14 protein-coding genes and 1 pseudogene are annotated in these 17102 nt (G+C 68.9%); 9 read left to right on the top strand and 6 right to left on the bottom strand.

Features of this window, described 5'->3' with window-relative positions; genetic code table 11:
• The 3 genes and pseudogenes from OQF71_RS06105 to OQF71_RS06095 all read left to right on the top strand — a co-directional run.
• A pseudogene (locus tag OQF71_RS06105) lies at nt 1-484 on the top strand (AIR carboxylase family protein); the annotation flags it as partial.
• 99 nt (nt 485-583) lie between these two features.
• A complete protein-coding gene (locus OQF71_RS06100) occupies nt 584-736 on the top strand; it encodes a hypothetical protein (RefSeq protein WP_280586503.1) in 153 nt (50 codons plus the stop codon).
• A gap of 71 nt (nt 737-807) precedes the next feature.
• Nucleotides 808-1080: a GIY-YIG nuclease family protein gene (locus tag OQF71_RS06095; RefSeq protein ID WP_280586502.1), complete on the top strand. Its 273-nt coding sequence runs from the start codon at nt 808-810 to the stop codon at nt 1078-1080.
• Nucleotides 1081-1114: 34 nt separating this feature from the next.
• Here OQF71_RS06095 and hisG read toward each other — a convergent pair whose 3' ends face one another.
• Complete coding sequence (gene hisG / locus OQF71_RS06090) at nt 1115-2005, bottom strand: ATP phosphoribosyltransferase (RefSeq protein ID WP_280586500.1); 891 nt, start codon at nt 2003-2005, stop codon at nt 1115-1117.
• A 379-nt stretch (nt 2006-2384) separates the two neighbouring features.
• Nucleotides 2385-2780, bottom strand: coding sequence for a hypothetical protein (locus OQF71_RS06085; RefSeq protein ID WP_280586499.1), 396 nt, complete (start codon nt 2778-2780; stop codon nt 2385-2387).
• A 128-nt stretch (nt 2781-2908) separates the two neighbouring features.
• On the opposite strand from OQF71_RS06085, the gene uvrB reads away from it, so the two are divergent.
• From uvrB to OQF71_RS06060, 5 genes are all read left to right on the top strand, one after another.
• Complete coding sequence (gene uvrB / locus OQF71_RS06080; protein WP_280586498.1) at nt 2909-4966, top strand: excinuclease ABC subunit UvrB; 2058 nt, start codon at nt 2909-2911, stop codon at nt 4964-4966.
• Between the two features lie 86 nt (nt 4967-5052).
• A complete protein-coding gene (locus OQF71_RS06075; protein WP_280586497.1) occupies nt 5053-5583 on the top strand; it encodes a hypothetical protein in 531 nt (176 codons plus the stop codon).
• 86 nt (nt 5584-5669) lie between these two features.
• On the top strand, nt 5670-6269 hold the full coding sequence (locus tag OQF71_RS06070) for a hypothetical protein (protein WP_280586496.1): 600 nt from the start codon (nt 5670-5672) through the stop codon (nt 6267-6269).
• Between the two features lie 380 nt (nt 6270-6649).
• Nucleotides 6650-9235, top strand: a complete 2586-nt coding sequence (locus tag OQF71_RS06065; RefSeq protein WP_280586495.1) for a ribonucleoside-diphosphate reductase subunit alpha — start codon at nt 6650-6652, stop codon at nt 9233-9235.
• Nucleotides 9236-9266: 31 nt separating this feature from the next.
• On the top strand, nt 9267-10259 hold the full coding sequence (locus tag OQF71_RS06060; RefSeq protein WP_280586494.1) for a ribonucleotide-diphosphate reductase subunit beta: 993 nt from the start codon (nt 9267-9269) through the stop codon (nt 10257-10259).
• A gap of 19 nt (nt 10260-10278) precedes the next feature.
• On the opposite strand, the gene OQF71_RS06055 is transcribed toward OQF71_RS06060, so the two are convergent.
• Nucleotides 10279-11508 (bottom strand): SPFH domain-containing protein, encoded by a 1230-nt coding sequence (locus OQF71_RS06055; protein ID WP_280586493.1) that lies wholly within the window; start codon nt 11506-11508, stop codon nt 10279-10281.
• 152 nt (nt 11509-11660) lie between these two features.
• Here OQF71_RS06055 and OQF71_RS06050 point away from each other — a divergent pair, with 152 nt between their 5' ends.
• Complete coding sequence (locus OQF71_RS06050) at nt 11661-12965, top strand: O-acetylhomoserine aminocarboxypropyltransferase/cysteine synthase family protein (protein WP_280586492.1); 1305 nt, start codon at nt 11661-11663, stop codon at nt 12963-12965.
• 25 nt (nt 12966-12990) lie between these two features.
• Here OQF71_RS06050 and OQF71_RS06045 read toward each other — a convergent pair whose 3' ends face one another.
• From OQF71_RS06045 to ligA, 3 genes are all read right to left on the bottom strand, one after another.
• Nucleotides 12991-13821: an ABC transporter permease subunit gene (locus OQF71_RS06045; protein WP_280586490.1), complete on the bottom strand. Its 831-nt coding sequence runs from the start codon at nt 13819-13821 to the stop codon at nt 12991-12993.
• Nucleotides 13818-14837 (bottom strand): ABC transporter ATP-binding protein, encoded by a 1020-nt coding sequence (locus OQF71_RS06040; RefSeq protein WP_280586489.1) that lies wholly within the window; start codon nt 14835-14837, stop codon nt 13818-13820. Before OQF71_RS06040 ends, OQF71_RS06045 begins: the two co-directional genes overlap by 4 nt.
• Before the next feature lie 72 nt (nt 14838-14909).
• Nucleotides 14910-17084, bottom strand: coding sequence for an NAD-dependent DNA ligase LigA (gene ligA, locus OQF71_RS06035; protein ID WP_280586488.1), 2175 nt, complete (start codon nt 17082-17084; stop codon nt 14910-14912).
• Between the last annotated feature and the right edge of the window lie 18 nt (nt 17085-17102).

The raw sequence follows: 17102 nt of genomic DNA, 5'->3' as shown, positions 1-17102 counted from the left end.
AACCGACAACATCCACACCCTCGACTACAACCAACCCACGCTCGACGCGACGGTCGCGGTCGTCGCGGCCGGCACCGCCGACGCGGCAGTCGCGGGCGAGGCGGCGGTGGTCGCCGGCGAGATCGGCGCGACGGTCGACCGCGTCGACGACGTCGGCGTCGCGAACCTCGACCGCATTTTAGACCAACGCGACCGGCTCCGCGAGGCCGATCTCGTCGTGGTCGCGGCGGGCCGCGAGGGAGCGCTCCCGACGGTCGTCGCGGGGCTCGTCGCGGCGCCGGTGATCGCGCTCCCGGTGTCGTCGGGGTACGGCGTCGGCGGCGAGGGCGTCGCCGCGCTCCACGGCGCGCTCCAGTCCTGCTCGGTGCTCACGACCGTGAACGTGGACGCCGGCTTCGTCGCCGGCGCGCAAGCGGGACTGATAGCCCGCGCGATCGACGCGGCGCGGCGCGACTGCTCGGCGGGTGCGGCACCCGACTTATGACGGTGGTTTATATACTGTTTTCCGGAAGCTGGTGGGGGTGAGAAAGGGTATTTGTTCGTTGAACTCCTACGGTTATCCGCCGGTGAACACCGGTACCGAATGCCAAGCTGTGATCACTGTGGGTCGCACGTCTCGGACCGCTTCGCACGCGTCTTCACGGACGAGTACGGCGACCTGAACGCCTGTCCGGACTGTTCCGCGAACGCCGGGATCGCTGAGGTCTCCCGGGAACGCGCCCGCACCGGGGACTGAACCGGTCGATCCCACCGCGACGCCGCCCCGAAACCGGCAGCTATTCGTTTCGGTCGCACCGATCCGGGCTCGTGTCGACGCCTAGTCAGGACTCGGGCCACCACGTGTACGTGATCGAGTGCGCCGACGGGACGCTGTACACCGGCTACACCACCGATGTCGAGCGGCGCGTCGCCGAGCACGATGCCGGAGACGGCGCGAAGTACACCCGGGGGCGGACCCCCGTGACGCTGCGCCACGTCGAGTCGTTCGGCTCGAAGTCCGCGGCGATGTCGCGGGAACACGAGATCAAGTCGTTCACCCGCGCGCAGAAGGAGGCGCTGATCGGGGCGGCGGACGACTGAACCGCGGGATATCGACCGACCCCGCCCGGCTCGGCTACTCCACGAGCCGTTCGATCTCGGTGACGAGGATGCCGCTCGCGCCGACGTCTTTCAGCTCCGAGATGGTCGCGAACACGTCGCGCTCCTCGACGACGGCGTGGACCGCCACCATGCCGTTTCCGTTCTCGTCGGCCTCGACGTCCATCACCGTCGGGCCGCCGAGCCCGGGGATCACGGCTTTCACCTCGTCGAGCCGGTCTTTCGGCGCGTTCATCATCAGGTAGCGCCGGCCGTCAGCGGCGAGCACGGACTCGAAGGCGGTCAACACCTGTTCGACTTTCGAGTTGTCGACCACGTCGGGGCGCGCGAACAGCCGCACCGAGGAGGCGAGCACGTCGTCGATCACGGCCAAGCGATTCACCTTCAGCGTCGTCCCCGTCGAAGTGATGTCGACGATGGCGTCGGCCATGTCGACGTGGGGAGTCAGCTCCGTCGCGCCCGTCACGGTGACCACGTCGGCGTCGACGCCCACCCGGTCGAGGTAGTCGCGGGTGACGTTCGGGAACTCGGTGGCGATCGTCCCGCCGGCGAGATCTGCGACGGCCGAGGCGTCGCCGTCCTCCGGCGCCGCGAGGACGAGCCTGCAGGAGCCGTACCCCAGATCGAGCAGATCGACGAGGTCGCCGTCGGCCGCCGACGCGGCGTCGTCCGCCACGCCGCCGGACTCCGCGGCCTGGTCGAGCCCCGTGATCCCGAGGTCGGCCGCGCCGTCGCGGACGTACTCGGGGATGTCGGCGGCGCGCGCGAACAGCACCGTCACGTCGGGGTCGACGGTGTCGGCGTACAGCTGGCGGTCGGCGGTCTCCTCGACGTGGAGTCCCGCGCGCTCTAACAGCGAGAGCGTCGGGTCGTGCAGGCGGCCCTTGTTGGGGACGGCGATGCGCATACGCAGAGCGTCGCGGGGGGAGCGGGAAACGTTTTCGTCCGGCGACCGGGGCGACCGTCAGCATACGACCGATATATAAACCCCGTACGGTGGCGCGCGCCCCCGAGTGGCCGCCGTTGGTGGTCACGAAGAGCGCGTGCGAGGGAGTCGGTGGTCCGGAGCGAAGCGGAGGACCACCGACAGGGCGAGAGCGACGCTCTCGCTTGCAACCGGACGTAGTCCGGTGACGAGGCTGGGGCTTTGGAAGTGTCCTCCGCTGACCCCTGATCAACTGTTTATACGCGAGCGGCTGGATATTTGGAGTTGTTCTACGCCGATCCGGTGATTCTCATTTATAAGTGAGTGGATGGGACGTTGGAGCGCTCGCTTACCGACCGGTCTACCTGTGCCCGGCCGCATCAGATCGCCGTCTGACCAGCCAGTACGCGACCGGCAGACAGCAGGCGAACGCGAACGGCCAGACGGTCAACTGTGCGGTCGGATCGGGCGGCGACGCGAGGCTTCCGGCGATCATCCCGCCGATTCCGGCGACGACGGCGGTAGCGGTGGCCCGCTCCAATCGGGACGGCGGGTACTCGCGGGACCGTCCGCGACGCCACCACCACAGGTAGTAGAACAGTACGATGCCCGAAAGCGGCGCGAACACGCTCCAGAGGGTCGGACGGCCGCTTCCGCGAGCGCGCGCGTCGGATCTCACCCACGCTCCGAGCGCGAGCAGAACGAACGCGAGGAGGGCCGCACCGAACGCGGCGGCGGGTGTGAGCTGGAGGGACACGACTGCGTGTTCCGTCGGGCCAGTAATCGGTGTTCCCCCTGGCGGGAACGCCCGCGCGGGACCAATTTTGTCGCTGTCATCTGCGTAGGCGCGTCGCTCAAGTGCCTCGCCGCCCAACGATGCGTATCGTGAGCGACGCCGACTCCCCCCTCTCTGAGGACCGCCCGACCGTCGACCGCCCGCTCCGGGTCGACGCCCCGTTCGAGCCCGCGGGCGACCAGCCCGAGGCGATAGCGGAACTCGTCGAGGGGTACGAGTCGGGCGCCGACAAACAGACCCTCCTCGGCGTCACCGGCTCCGGGAAGACGAACACCGTCTCGTGGGTCGCCGAGGAGCTGGACCAGCCGACCCTCGTCCTGGCCCACAACAAGACGCTCGCGGCCCAGCTGTACGAGGAGTTCCGCGAGCTGTTCCCGGACAACGCCGTCGAGTACTTCGTCTCCTACTACGACTACTACCAGCCGGAGGCGTACGTCGAGCAGACGGACACGTTCATCGACAAGGAGATGTCGATCAACGAGGAGATCGACCGCCTGCGCCACTCCGCGACGCGATCGCTCCTCACCCGGGACGACGTGATCGTGGTCGCCTCCGTCTCTGCCATCTACGGGCTCGGCGACCCGCAGAACTACCGCGACATGGCGCTCCGCCTGGAGGTCGGCGAGGAGGTTGGCCGCGAGGAGCTGCTCGCCCGGCTCGTCGACCTGAACTACGAGCGCAACGACGTGGACTTCACGCAGGGCACCTTCCGCGTCCGCGGCGACACCGTCGAGATCTACCCGATGTACGGCCGGTACGCGGTGCGCGTCGAGCTGTGGGGCGACGATATCGACCGGATCATCAAGGTCGATCCGATGAAAGGCGAGGTCGTGAGCGAGGAGCCCGCGGTCATGCTCCACCCCGCCGAGCACTACTCGATCCCGGACGACAAGTTAGCGCAGGCGATATCGGAGATCGAGGAGCTGATGGAGAAGCGCGTGAGCTACTTCGAGCGACAGGGCGACCTCGTCGCCGCCCAGCGCATCGAGGAGCGCACCACCTTCGACATCGAGATGCTCCGCGAGGCGGGCTACTGCTCGGGGATCGAGAACTACTCGGTGCACATGGACGACCGGGAGTCGGGCGACGCCCCCTACACCCTGCTCGACTACTTCCCCGACGACTTCCTCACCGTGATCGACGAGTCCCACCAGACGATCCCCCAGATCAAAGGGCAGTACGAGGGGGACAAGTCCCGGAAGGACTCGCTGGTCGAGAACGGGTTCCGGCTCCCGACCGCCTACGACAACCGTCCCCTGACGTTCGAGGAGTTCGAGGAGAAGACGGATCGGACCCTCTACGTCTCGGCGACGCCGAGCGACTACGAGCGCGAGACCTCCGACCGAATCGTCGAGCAGATCGTCCGGCCGACTCACCTCGTCGACCCGAAAGTGGAGGTGACGGAGGCGACGGGGCAGGTCGAGGACCTCTTAGAGCGGGTCGACGAGCGGATCGAACGCGACGAGCGCGTCCTCGTCACGACCCTTACGAAGCGGATGGCTGAAGACCTCACGGAGTACTTCGAGGAGGCCGGCGTCGACGTGGCGTACATGCACGACGAGACGGACACCTTGGAGCGCCACGAGATCATCCGTGACCTCCGCCTCGGCAACATCGACGTGCTCGTCGGGATCAACCTGCTCCGCGAGGGGCTCGACATCCCCGAGGTGAGCCTCGTCGCCATCCTCGACGCCGACCAAGAGGGGTTCCTCCGCTCCACGACGACCCTCGTCCAGACGATGGGGCGGGCCGCGCGCAACGTCAACGGCGAGGTCGTCCTCTACGCCGATCGGACCACCGACTCGATGGAGGCCGCGATCGAGGAGACCCAGCGTCGCCGCGAGATCCAGCTGGAGTACAACGCCGAACACGGCTACGAGGCGACGACCATCGACAAGCCGGTCGGCGAGACGAACCTCCCCGGCTCGAAGACGGACACCTCGAGCGTCAGCGTCGGCGACGTGGAGAGCGAAGACGAGGCGAAAGCGCAGATCGAGGCGCTCGAAGACCGGATGGACGAGGCCGCGAGCAACTTGGAGTTCGAGCTGGCGGCCGACATCCGCGACCGGATCGCGGAGCTTCGCCGCGCGTTCGAACTCGACGGCGGCGACGACGGCGTGCCGGCGCCCATGATAGACGAGTCATAGCCGTCGGTCCTCGCGCCGAATCCGATTCTCACGCGCCGAGACCCGCAACGCCGGGGTTTTTATCCGCGACCGTCGGAACGCGTCATATGAAGCGCCGCGCGGTGGTGGCCGGGATCCTCACCGTCGCCAGCGCGGGGTGTACCGATCGCCTTCGTGACATCGCGGCGTCGACGCCGCGGGACCTCGCGGTTCGGAGCCGCTACGTCGACGGCGACCCGCTCGTCGAGGGGCAGAGCGTGCGCTCGCTGCCCGAAGGGCTCCTGACCCACGCCGCCTCCTTCCGGTCGAAGTCGGAGGCGAAGGCGGCGGTCCTCCCCGACCAGCCGGAGGCGACGGCGTTCGTCGAGGCCACCTCGTTCGTCGACGACGGCGGCGAGTCGGTGCTCATCGTCGCCCAGCGCCTCACCGTGCCTGAGGTCGAACTCCGGCTGGGATCGGTCAGCCGGACCGGGGACCGGTCCCTCCGCGTCGCGGTCGACTTGGCGGGCGTTCGCGGCGAGATCGAAACCGACGATCCGGTGGTCAAGACACTCCTCTTGCGGCTGACGGACGAGCGGGGACCGCCAACACGCATTATCGTCTCGATCGAAGGCGACCGCGCGGGCGTGACGGTCTGAAGCGAACGGCGCCGGGTGGAGAAGCCACCGGCCGCAACCCGTCCACGTCCCGCGATCGTTTAGTGGCTCGGCGGTCTTCCGTCGGTATGGGATCCCTTCGTCGGCGCCTCGTCGGCGCCGCGCTGCTCGCCGTCGCCGCGACTGCGTTCGGGCTCGCGGCGACCGTCTCGCCCGCGGTCCTCCCCGAGGCCGGGACTGCGTCCGGAAACCCCGATCTCGTTGTGCCGTCTCCGGTCTCGCTGTTGGCCGCGCCCGCGCTCCTCGCGGGTGGATCGGTGCTGCTGGTCTCCGGGGGAGCCACGCTCCTCGACGCCGACCTCTCAGCGCGAACCGCCCTCCTTGCGCCCGCGCTCGGCGTCGTCGGCGCGCTCGCGCTCGGCACCGGGATCGGCACCGAGTTCGGGGCCCCCCTCGGCGCGTTCGCCGCGTCGGAGGCGCTCGCGACGCTGAGCACCGGCCCGCCCGGTACGATCGCGGCCGGCGCCGCCGTCGGGGCGACGGTCGCGCCCGTCGTTCGCGCCGCGACCACGGAGGACACGATCGCGCTGCTCGTCGCTGCGATCCTGCTGCTCGTCTCGATCGCGGCCGCGTCGACCGAGCCGCTCGCGCTCGCCGCCGGGGGCGTCGCCGGCGTGCTCGCTGTGGGCGCGCTCTGGGCGGTCGATCCGTCGACGTGGCGGCCCTGAACCCGCAGTCGCTACTGGAGTTGGAACCGTCGCCGGCGCCGTCGGTCCCTTCCCGACGTTCGATCCGACCGCGTGAGCCGCGACGTCTGCCGCAGCCCCGGACTCGGTACTCCGCGGTCCTCGCACACGGAATACAATCTTAGTTGTCTTGGTGAAATCTTGTTGGTAATATTTATCCCGGTGTAGACGGAGATGTGTGACACGGTTCGAACGGGACACGCCGCCGATCGCGGTCGATAGCCGCGCTCCCGCGGTGATCGGAACGACACCCGCGAGTGGCTACGCTACCGATCGCTCCGCGAGGGAACGGAATCGATCACCGCGACGGATCGGACTCGATGGCTCCGCGACGGACGGGACCCGAACGAACCGGATACACCATGAGCACGACGACACACGACACCGCGGTTCGCGACCTGCTCGACCGCGCTCGGGCGGGCCACGAGGACGTACTGGACGACGACGAACGCGACCGGATCGCCGACGAGATCGAGCGAGCGCTGTACGACGGTGCCGATCCCGGTGAGGTCGCCGAGGCGACGGTCGACGCGCTCACGGCGCGTATCGAGCGCGATCCGGTCTACGACGCCGCCGCCGCTCGCGTCGCTCGGGACGACTATTTCAGGCGGGTCACCGGGGAGCGCCCGCCCGAGGGGGACGATGCGCTCGCGGCGGCATACCGCGACTCCTTCCGAGAGGCGATCGGCCGAGGGCTCGACGCCGACCTGCTCGACGAGCGGATGGCCGAGTACGACCTCGATCGGCTCGCCGACGCGATCGAGCCGGACCGAGACGCCCTCTTCGACTACACCGCGCTCGACACGCTCGAACAGCGGTACTACCTCCGGGAGGCGGATGCGGAGCCGTTCGAGCTCCCCCAAGTCTTCTGGATGCGGGTCGCGATGGGTGTCGCACTCCGGGAGGCCGAGTCGGAGCGCGACCCCCGCGCCGAGGAGTTCTACGAGGTGCTCTCCACGCTGCGGTTCGTCCACTCCACGCCGACCCTGTTCCACGCCGGGACGACCCACCCCCAACTCTCCTCGTGTTACCTCACGACCGTTCCCGACGATCTGGAGGGGATCTTCGACGCGTACAAGGAACACGCGACGCTCTCGAAATGGTCCGGCGGGCTCGGAAACGACTGGACCCCGCTGCGGGCCGACGGCGCGCTGATCTCCTCGACGGGCGTCGAGTCGACCGGGACGGTCCCGTTCCTCAAGATTTCGAACGACGTGACCGGCGCGATAAACCGGTCCGGGAAGCGCCGGGGCGCGGCGGCCGCCTACCTCGAAGCGTGGCACCTCGATTTCCCGGCGTTCATCGATCTCCGCCGGAACACCGGCGACGAGCGCCGACGCACGCACGACATGAACACCGCGGCGTGGGTTCCTGACCTGTTCATGGAGCGGGTCGAGAACGACGCGGAGTGGACGCTGTTCTCGCCCGACGAGGTCCCCGGCCTCCACGGGACCTACGGCGAGGAGTTCGAGGATCTGTACGAGGAGTACGAGGAGGCGGCCGGGAATGGAGAGCTCCGGCAGTACGAAACGGTCGACGCGAGCGAGCTCTGGCGCGAGACGCTCACGCGGTTGTTCGAGACGGGCCACCCGTGGATCACATTCAAGGATCCCTGTAACGTCCGGTCCCCGCAGGACCACGTCGGCGTCGTCAACTCCTCGAACCTCTGTACGGAGATCACACTCAACACGAGCGGGGAGGAGACCGCCGTCTGCAACCTCGGTTCGGTCAACCTCGCGCGACACATGACGTTCCGCGGCGACGCCGAGGCGCACCCCGCCTCCGACGACGTGGGGGTCGCGGCGCGGAGCGGGTCCGGAACGGCTGATTCCCCCGTCGACCTCGGCGTCGACGGCGAGTCCGCCGAACTGGACGCCGAGCTGTTCGCCGACACCGCCGAGACGGCGATGCGGATGCTCGACAACGTCGTCGACCTCAACTTCTATCCGACGGGGAAGGCCGAGCGCTCGAACATGCGACACCGCCCGATCGGGCTGGGAATGATGGGGTTCCACGAGGCGCTCCAGCTCGCCCGCCTCCCGATGAACTCCGAGCGCGCGCTCGGGTTCGCGGGGCGAGCCGGCGAACTCCTCGGCTACCACGCGATCGACAACTCCGCCAAGCTGGCGGCCGAGCGCGGCGCCTACGAGACGTTCGAGGGATCGAAGTGGGACCGCAACCTCCTCCCGCAGGATACCCTCGACCTGCTGGCCGACGAGCGCGACCGGGAGGTGCCGGTCGACCGCGAGGAGACGCTCGACTGGGACGCGGTCCGCGAGCGAATCGCCGAGCACGGTATGCGCAACTCCAACACCACTGCGGTGGCGCCGACGGCGACCATCTCCACGATCGCCGGCACCTCGCCGTCGATCGAGCCGCTGTACTCGAACCTCTACGTCAAATCGAACATGTCCGGCGACTTCACCGTCGTCAACGAGCGGCTCGTCGCCGATCTCAAAGCCGAGGGACAGTGGGGCGAGGAGGCACTCGATCGCCTGAAATACCGCGACGGCGCGGTTGGCGACCTCGACCTTCCCGGCGACCTCTCCGACCTGTACCGCGGGGCCTTTGAGATCGACCCGCGCCACCAGCTCCGGCTCACCGCCCGGCGCGGCGCGTGGATCGACCAGAGCCAGTCGCACAACGTCTTCTTCCCGTCGACCGACGGCTCGCTGCTCACCGACGTGTACGAGACCGCGTGGGATCTCGGGCTGAAGACGACCTACTACCTGCGCACACTCGGCGCGTCGAGCATCGAGCAGTCGACGCTCGACATGAGCGAGTACGACGACACTCAGTCGCGCGGTGGGGGCGGAGATTCCGGCGGCGGATCCGGGTTCGGCGACGAGACGGCTTTGGCCTCCTCGGAGTCAGAGCCCGGTTCGGGCGACGAGGTCGACGCCGACCTCCCGACCGTCGAGGACCCGACGTGCGACGCCTGCCAGTGACCACCCGATTCCCGAATACACACCATCACCGATGCCGATACTCAACACCGACAGCCAGCACGACCCGAACAAGATCCTGCCGATAGAGTACGACTGGGCCCGCGAGTACTACCGGAACGGCGTCAACAACAACTGGGTCCCAGAGGAGATCCCGATGGCGGACGACGTTCGCCAGTGGGAGAACGACGAGCTCACCGAGGCGGAGCGCCAGCTCGTCGAGTGGAATCTCGGATTCTTTTCGACGGCCGAGTCCCTGACGGCGAACAACCTCGTGTTGGCCGTCTACGACTACGTCACCGCCCCGGAGTGCCGCCAGTACCTGCTCCGGCAGGCGTACGAGGAGGCGATCCACACGGACACGTTCATCTACTGCTGCGACTCGCTCGGCTTCGAGCCGGAGTACATGTACGGGATGTATGACCGGATCCCCGCCATCCAACGGAAGGACGAGTTCGTCGTCGACCTGACGCGGTCAATCGACGATCCGTCGTTCACCGTCGAGACCGACGAAGACGTCCGCGAGCTCCTCCGGGACCTCGTCGGCTTCTACGTGATCATGGAAGGGATCTTCTTCTACGCCGGCTTCGCGATGATGCTCGCGCTGAAGCGGCGTGGGAAGATGATCGGCGTCGGCGAGCAGTTCGAGTACATCATGCGCGACGAGTCGCTCCACCTGAACTTCGGGGTCGACCTGATCAACGCGGTCCGCGAGGAGCACCTCGGCGTCTGGACCGACGAGTTCGAGGCGGAGATCGACGAGCTGATCCGCGAAGCTGTCGAGTTGGAGTCGACGTACGCCGAGGAGGCGTGTCCGCCGGACCTCATGGGGATGTCCGCGGAGGGGTTCGTCGAGTACGTGGAGTACGTCGCCGACCGCCGGCTCACCCAACTGGGCATGGACGAGCGGTTCGGCACGGAGAACCCGTTCCCGTGGATGTCGGAGGCGGTCGACCTGAACCGCGAGGCCAACTTCTTCGAGCGACAGGTCACCGAGTACCAGTCCGGCGGGTCGCTGGACTGGTAGGCTGGCCGCGGCGTCTCGATCAGTCGCTCGGCCGCTCGCTTTCTGCCTCCAGCTCGATGTCACGATCCGCCTCGCGGGCCCGGTCTTCTTGACGGTCGAGATCGATGTCGCGTGCCGTGTCGGCGTCGCGCGTCTCGTCGGTCCGGAGATCGCTGTCGGCCACCGTGTCGAGCTGTTCGAGCGCGCTCTCGATGTCTTCTAAGCCGAGCATCTTCTCCGTTTCCTCGTCGAACTCCTTGCTCTCTAACCCCTCCATCTCCTGCACGTCGGAACCGGACAGCGCCTTGCCGTAGCGGCCGACGAGGCTGGTGAGCTCCTGCGGGAGCACGAACGTGGTGGACTCGCCCTTGCCGATTTCCTCTAACGTCTCCATCCCGCGTTCGACGATGGCGCGCTCGCCCATCGACTCGGCGGAGCGGGCGCGGAGCACGGTGGAGATGGCGTCTCCCTGCGCTTCGAGGATCTGGCTCTGCTTTTCACCCTGCGCGCGGATGATGTTCGACTGCTTATCCCCCTCCGCCTGCTCGACGGCCGAGCGGCGTTCCCCCTGCGCTTCGAGGATCATCGCCCGGCGACGACGCTCGGCGCCCGTCTGCTGCTCCATCGCCCGCTGGACCTCCTGAGAGGGGCTCACCTCGCGGACCTCGACCGCCTCGACGCGGATCCCCCACTCGTCGGTCGGCTCGTCTAACTCCTCGTTGATGCGGTCGTTGATCTGGTCGCGGCGAGAGAGCGTGTCGTCGAGTTCCATGTCGCCGAGGACGGCCCGGAGCGTGGTCTGCGCGAGATTCGAGACGGCGTTTTTGTAGTCGTCGACCTCCAGAAAGGCCTTCTTCGCGTCCATCACCTTGATGTAGACGACCGCGTCCGCCGTCACCGGCGAGTTGTCCCGCGTGATCGCCGACTGGCTCGGTACGTCGATCGTCTGGGTCCGCATGTCGAACGCGTAGGTGCGGGAGACGAACGGCGGAATGAGGTGGACGCCCGGTTCGAGTAGCTGCCGGTACTCGCCGAACACCGTGAGCGCCTCCTTGTCGTAGGCGTCGACGATCTCGACCGCGCTGACGACCGTGACGGCAGCCAGCAACACGGCGAGCGCGCCCACGCCGAAGACGAGGCTCTGGCTGAGGAGGGCGAACCCGACGAGCAGGGCGGCGCCGAGCGCGGTGTACTGCCAGACGGCGTCCGGGATGCCGCCCACCGCGTCATCCAGATCGAGGGTGTCGCCGCGCGGACCTTGGGTTCCCATGGCTAGCGTTACGGTTCGACGCTGTTAACGGTTCGCACGAGTCCCGCAAGTGCGGCGCCGCTCGGTGCCGCGCAGCGCCGGAATCTCCGAGAAACCGGTAACGTCCGGCTCTTGCGACCGTTTTTAAATACGTGGCGGGCGCATTCCTGTTTATGCCATCCGACGAGGACGACGCAGACCGCGAGTTCCGCACCCGAAGCGTCCACGCGGGATCGAACCCGGACCCGGCGACCGGCGCCCGCGCCACGCCCATCTACCAGACGACATCATACGAGTTCGAGGACGCCGACCACGCCGCCCGGCTGTTCGCGTTGGAGGAGGCGGGCAACGTCTACTCCCGGATCATGAACCCGACGAACGCCGCCTTGGAGGAGCGGATCGCCTCCCTCGAAAACGGTGTGGGTGCAGTCGCTACCTCCTCCGGAATGGCGGCGTTCGACCTGGCGACGTTCATGCTCGCGTCCGCGGGCGACAACATCGTCTCCTCGTCGGCGCTGTACGGCGGGACCTACACCTATCTCACCCACTCCGTCGAGCGTCGCGGGGTCTCGACGCGGTTCGTCGACCCGCTCGACTACGAGGGGTACGGCGACGCCATCGACGGAGACACCGCCTACGTCCACCTCGAAACGATCGGGAACCCGGCCTTGGTCACGCCGGATATCCAGCGGATCGCCGACATCGCCCACGAGCACGGCGTCCCGCTGTTCGTCGACAACACGTTCGCGACGCCCTATCTGTGCCGCCCGCTCGACCACGGCGCCGATCTCGTCTGGGAGTCGACGACCAAGTGGCTCACCGGCAACGGCACCACCGTCGGCGGCGTCCTCGTCGACGGCGGCTCCTTCCCGTGGGGCGAGTACCCCGAGAAGTTCCCGGAGATCGCGCAGGACAACCCGGCGTACCACGGGATCAACTACGTCGACGCGTTCGGCGACGCGGCGTTCACCTTCGCGGCGGTCACCCGCGGGCTCCGTGACCTGGGCGACCAGCAGTCTCCGTTCGACGCGTGGAACACGCTCCAGCAGACGGAGTCGCTCCCGCTCCGGATGGACCGCCACTGCGAGAACGCCGGCATCGTCGCGGAGTACCTCGACGAGCACGGGGACGTGGCGTGGGTGAACTACCCCGGACTGGAGAGCCACGAGACCCACGCGGAGGCGAGCGAGTACCTGGAGGGCGGCTACGGCGGCATGATCACCTTCGGGCTGGAGGGCGGCTACGAGGCAGCGAAGGGAACCGTCGAGAACGCCGACCTCGCGTCGCTGCTCGCGAACGTCGGCGACGCGAAGACGCTCGTCATCCACCCGGCGTCGACGACCCACCAGCAGCTGACCGAAGATGAACAGGAGGCCGCCGGCGTCACCGGCGACATGGTGCGCCTCTCCGTCGGCATCGAGGACCCGGCGGACATCGTCGCCGACCTGGAGGCCGCGATCGAGCGCGCGACGGCGTAACCGGCCGCGAGACGGCTGCCTTCGTTTATAAGTCGTCGGTGTCGAACTTCCAGAGCCCGACCAGCGGCGGCGCGACCGTCCAGAACACGAGCATCGACGCCGCCGATATCTGTCGGTTGACGCTCTCGCCCGCGAACAGCCGCTCGGCGAGGAACGCGTTCGACAGGATCTCGACGCCGGTCGTCGGATTCGACACGCGGAGGAACGTCCGGACCTGCTCGGTCGACACCGGGAGCGGGTCGACGATCCCGCCGGCGGCGCCGAGGAACTGGCCGGTGACGGCGCCCCACAGCAGCACGAACAGGACGTAGATCGAGACGCCGCCGATCAACGCGCGTCGCTGGGTCGACGCGGCGGCCGAGCAACCGACCGCGATCGCGACGAAGACGATTCCCAACACCGCGGCGAAGACGGTGAACCCGAAGAAAGATCCGGCGTTGAACGCCGCGATACCGCCGGTTTGCGCGAGGGCGGCCAGCACGGCGGCGGGCAGCAGGAACCCGGCGAACACCGCGACCGACAGCGCGGCGCCCCGCCCGACCACCTTTCCGAAGACGACATCCGCGCGCGAGTGCGGCAGCGAGAGGAGCAGCTTCAGGGAGCCGGACTCGCGCTCGCCGCTCACGGCGTTGTAGCCGATCACGACCCCGACGAGCGGGACGAGCGTCGTCACGAGGAACGGCCTGACGAAGAAGCGTAAGAGGAGCTCCGTCGCGAACTGCTCGCCCTGTCCCGTCGGCCTAATGACGAACGCGAACACGGCGACGAGCAGCGAGAACAGCGCCACGAGGGCGATCATCCCCCGCGAGCGCACCGCGTCTTGGAAGTCCTTCCCCGCGATGGCAACGAGGCTCATCGATCCACCTCCTCGTCGTCGTCGGCCGTGCCGGGCACCGTTTTCTTCGATTCCGGCGCGTCGCCCTCCGTGTACGCCAAGAAGAGGTCCTCCAGCGACGCCTCTCTGGTGTGGAAGTCGTCGACGCCGACGCCGGCGTCCTCCAGCGCGGCGATGACGCGGGTCTTCGCACCGTCTGCGCAGCTCACGACGAGCGCGTCGCCGTCGCGGTCGACGCGACTCACGCCGTCGACCGCGCGGACCGCCTCGACGGCCGCGTCGCTCGCGCCGTCGGTACCGGTCGCGCCGTCCGCCCCGTTTGCGGCGTCCGATCCGCTCGGGCCGCCGACGGCGATCTCCAGCGTCTCCTCGCCGCCGACGGCCTCGCGGAGCCCCTCCACCGAGTCCTCGGCGACGAGCTCGCCGCCGCGGAGTATCCCGACGCGGTCGCAGACCGCGTCGACCTGTTCGAGGATGTGGGAAGAGAAGAAGACGGTCGCGCCGCGGTCGGCCTCGCTCCGGACGATCTCGCGCATCTCCTTCGCGCCCGCGGGGTCGAGCCCGGAGGAGGGCTCGTCGAGGACGAGCAGGTCGGGAGTGCCGGCGAGCGCCATCGCGAGCGCCAGTCGCTGGCGCATCCCCTTCGAGTAGCCGCCGGCCTTGCGGTCGGCGTCGTCGAGCAGCCCGACGCGCTCTAACAGGGCGTCGGGGTCGTCGTCGGCCTCCTTCGACTTGATTGCGAACTCGACGTGTTTTCGCCCGGAGAGGCGGTTATACACCGAGAAGCCGTCCGGGAGCACGCCGGTCCGCCGCCGGATCGCGACCCCGTCCCCGGTGGCGTCCCGTCCGAGCACGCGCACCGTCCCCGCGGTCGGTCTGACGAGGTCGAGCAGCATGTCGATGGTCGTCGACTTGCCGGCGCCGTTCGGGCCGAGGAACCCGTACACCTCGCCCTCCTGCACGGTGAGGTCGAGGTCACGGACGGCGGTGACGTCGCCGAACTCCTTCCGCACGCCACGCAGCTCGATGGCGGTCATACCCCTCCGTTCCCGCGTCTCCGGATAAAGGGTTGCGGGTCTCGTCGGCGGGAACGGCGCGTCGGGGCCCTCTCACTCCTCGGGCGGCCACGCGACCCCCCGCTCTGCGAGGAGGTCGGCGAAGGCGTCCTCGTCGAGCACGGGGACATCCTCCGCGTCGGCGTCCTCGCGCTTCGACCGTCCGGGGTTCTCGCCGGCGACGAGGTAGTCGGTGTTGCCGGAGACGCTCGACGTGGCGTCCGCGCCGTGCGCCTCCACGTGCGCCTGCGCCTCGCCCCGCGTCGTCGACAGCGACCCGGTGAAGACGAAGGTGAGTTCGTCGAGCGCGTCGCCCGCCTCGACGTCGACCGATTCGGGTTCCACGCCGCGCTCGCGGAGCCCCTCGATCGCCGCCCGGTTCTCCTCGGTGTCGAGGAACGTCCGGATCGATTCCGCGACCTCGGGGCCGACGTCGTCGACCGCCCGCAACGCGTCCTCGTCGGCGTCGAGGAGTGCGTCGAGGTCGCCGAAGTGCGTCGCGAGCGCGCGGGCGGTCGTCGCCCCCACGTCGGGGATCCCGAGTCCGGCGAGGAACGCGTCGAGCGGCGGCTCTTCCGTGGCCGCCAGCTCGGTGACGAGATTCTCGGCGCTCGTCTCTCCCCACCCCTCTAACGCGGCCAGATCCTCGACGGTCAGGTCGTACAGGTCCGGCAGCGACTCGACGAGGCCGGCCTCGCGGAGCCGCTCGGCCCCTTCAGGCCCCAACCCTTCGATATCGAGCGCGTCCCGTCGCGCCCAGTGTTCGACCGCCCGCTCCAGCTGCGCCGGGCAGCCGAGCCCGCCGGTACAGAAGGCGAGCGGGCCGTCGCGCTCGACGGGGGCGTCGCAGACCGGGCAGGTTTCGGGAAACTCGTATGTCCCCTCCGAGCGCGTCTCGACGACCTCCGGGACGTAGGGGATCACGTCGCCGGCGCGGTAGATCCGCACGCGGTCGCCGGCGTTCACGCCGAGCGCCTCGATCTCGGCGGGGTTGTGGAGGGTCGCCCGCGAGACGGTGACCCCGCCGACGTCGACGGGGTCGAGCTCGGCGACGGGGGTGAGCCGGCCCGTCCGCCCCACCTGCACCGTGATCCCCTCGACGGTCGTCGTCGCGGTGCGGGGCGGGAACTTGTAGGCGAACGCCCAGCGCGGCGCCCGCGACGTCGACCCGAGCGCCTCGCGGTGGGACCGGCGGTCGACCGCGATCACGACGCCGTCGATCTCGTAGTTCAGGTCGTCGCGCTCGGCCGTGAGGCGGTCGCGGTACTCGATCGCGTCCTCGATGTCGCCGACGCGCTCGACCCGGTCAGCGCGCCGGAGGCCGAACGCGTCGAACGCGTCGAACTCCGCCCAGTGGGTGTCGGGACGCTCCGGCGGCTCGGCGTCGTCGCCGCCCTCGGCTCCTCCCGCTGCCCCGTCGCCGGTCTCCCACGCCAACACGTCGAAAAAGAAGACGTCGAGCGGGCGCTCGGCGACGACCGCGGGGTCGAGCTGGCGGAGGGTCCCGGCCGCGGCGTTGCGCGGGTTCGCAAACGGCTCCTCGCCGCGCTCGATCAGCGCCTCGTTGTACGCCTCGAACGCACCGCGGGGCATGTACACCTCGCCGCGGACCGCCAGCGTGGCCGGTGGGTCGCCGCGGAGCCTGCCGGGAACCGACGGGATCATCCGCACCTGTTCGGTCACGTCGTCGCCCTCGCTCCCGTCCCCGCGGGTGGCGGCGCGGGCGTAGACGCCGTCCTCGTAGATCACCTCGATCGAGAGCCCGTCGAACTTCGGCTCGCAGACGTACGCCACGTCGTCGGGGTCGAACCCCTCGGCGTCGAGTCCCCGCCGGACCCGCTCGTCGAACTCCCGGACCGCGTCCGCCTCCGTCGCGTTGTCGATGGAGCGCATCGGCGCGACGTGCTCGACGGTCTCTAACTCGTCGACCGGCTCGCCGCCGACGCGACGCGTGGGGGAGTCCTCGGTCGGGAGGTCGAACGCCCCTTCCAGCTCCCGCAGGCGCGCGAACAGCCGGTCGTACGCCTCGTCGGAGATCAGGGGGTTGGCCTCGACGTAGTACCGGTGATCGTGCTCCCGGATCGCCGCTCGGAGCAGCGACGCCTGTTCGGCGGCCGCCTCGGGCGAGAGCTCCTCGACCGGCTCGAAGTCGGTCGGCGACGCCTCGACGTAGGGGTTCTCGTCCGGGTCCGCGTACCGGGGCGACGACCCGGATTGCGCGCTCGTCATCGGTCGATCCTTACGCCG

Source organism: Halorubrum sp. Boch-26, assembly GCF_029889805.1.
GTDB lineage: Archaea > Halobacteriota > Halobacteria > Halobacteriales > Haloferacaceae > Halorubrum.
This window is presented reverse-complemented; position numbering and strand designations above follow the sequence as displayed.

What these genes read in the sequence shown, in the direction of transcription:
- OQF71_RS06100 (WP_280586503.1), top strand. Translation starts at nt 584, where the DNA reads ATGCCAAGCTGTGATCACTGTGGGTCGCACGTCTCGGACCGCTTCGCA.
- hisG (WP_280586500.1), bottom strand. Translation starts at nt 2,005, where the DNA reads ATGCGCATCGCCGTCCCCAACAAGGGCCGCCTGCACGACCCGACGCTC.
- OQF71_RS06075 (WP_280586497.1), top strand. Translation starts at nt 5,053, where the DNA reads ATGAAGCGCCGCGCGGTGGTGGCCGGGATCCTCACCGTCGCCAGCGCG.
- OQF71_RS06070 (WP_280586496.1), top strand. Translation starts at nt 5,670, where the DNA reads ATGGGATCCCTTCGTCGGCGCCTCGTCGGCGCCGCGCTGCTCGCCGTC.
- OQF71_RS06065 (WP_280586495.1), top strand. Translation starts at nt 6,650, where the DNA reads ATGAGCACGACGACACACGACACCGCGGTTCGCGACCTGCTCGACCGC.
- OQF71_RS06060 (WP_280586494.1), top strand. Translation starts at nt 9,267, where the DNA reads ATGCCGATACTCAACACCGACAGCCAGCACGACCCGAACAAGATCCTG.
- OQF71_RS06055 (WP_280586493.1), bottom strand. Translation starts at nt 11,508, where the DNA reads ATGGGAACCCAAGGTCCGCGCGGCGACACCCTCGATCTGGATGACGCG.
- OQF71_RS06050 (WP_280586492.1), top strand. Translation starts at nt 11,661, where the DNA reads ATGCCATCCGACGAGGACGACGCAGACCGCGAGTTCCGCACCCGAAGC.
- OQF71_RS06045 (WP_280586490.1), bottom strand. Translation starts at nt 13,821, where the DNA reads ATGAGCCTCGTTGCCATCGCGGGGAAGGACTTCCAAGACGCGGTGCGC.
- OQF71_RS06040 (WP_280586489.1), bottom strand. Translation starts at nt 14,837, where the DNA reads ATGACCGCCATCGAGCTGCGTGGCGTGCGGAAGGAGTTCGGCGACGTC.
- ligA (WP_280586488.1), bottom strand. Translation starts at nt 17,084, where the DNA reads ATGACGAGCGCGCAATCCGGGTCGTCGCCCCGGTACGCGGACCCGGAC.